Source organism: Microbacterium umsixpiens (assembly GCF_053543675.1).
This window is the reverse complement of the sequence record NZ_JBLVOH010000101.1, coordinates 5,710-6,251: the sequence shown is the minus strand read 5'-3', so window position 1 is coordinate 6,251 and position 542 is coordinate 5,710. Positions and strand designations below refer to the sequence as shown.

1 protein-coding gene is annotated in these 542 nt (G+C 69.7%); it reads left to right on the top strand.

The window, feature by feature from the left end:
- Positions 1–542, top strand: a 542-nt coding sequence (locus ACNPM4_RS10360; protein ID WP_448985612.1) for a CPBP family intramembrane glutamic endopeptidase, incomplete at both ends; no start/stop codon positions are given.

The window sequence follows — 542 nt, the reverse complement described above, 5'->3', positions numbered from 1 at the left end:
CGGGCGGCTGCGGATGGGGTGGCTCGGCCGGAGCCTGCTGCTGGCACTCGCCGTGTTCGTCGTCTACTTCGCGGTCGTGCTCGGCGTGGCGGCCGCCACGGGCGAGGCGATCGTCGTCGACTTCTCCCACCCGGCGCTATGGGTCATGGTGCTGCTCGTGCTGCTGCTCATCCCGCTGCAGGCCGCCGCCGAGGAGTATGTGTTCCGCGGCTATCTGATGCAGCTCGTCGGTGGCTGGTTGCGGCATCCGGCCTTCGCCATCCTGCTCCCGGTGCCGCTGTTCGTGCTCGGGCACGGCTACGACATCTGGGGGGCGGCGAGCGTGGGCATGTTCGCGATCGTCGCCGCGTGGCTGACCTGGCGCACGGGCGGTCTGGAAGCGGCGATCTCCCTGCACATCGTGAACAACGCGCTCATCTTCCTGCTCGGCACCGTCAGCCTCGTCGATGCCAACGCCACCACGGGAACGCCCGTCGATCTGCTCGCGTCGACGGTCGCGATGGTCGTCTATGCGCTGCTCGCCGACCGGTGGGCGGGCAGGC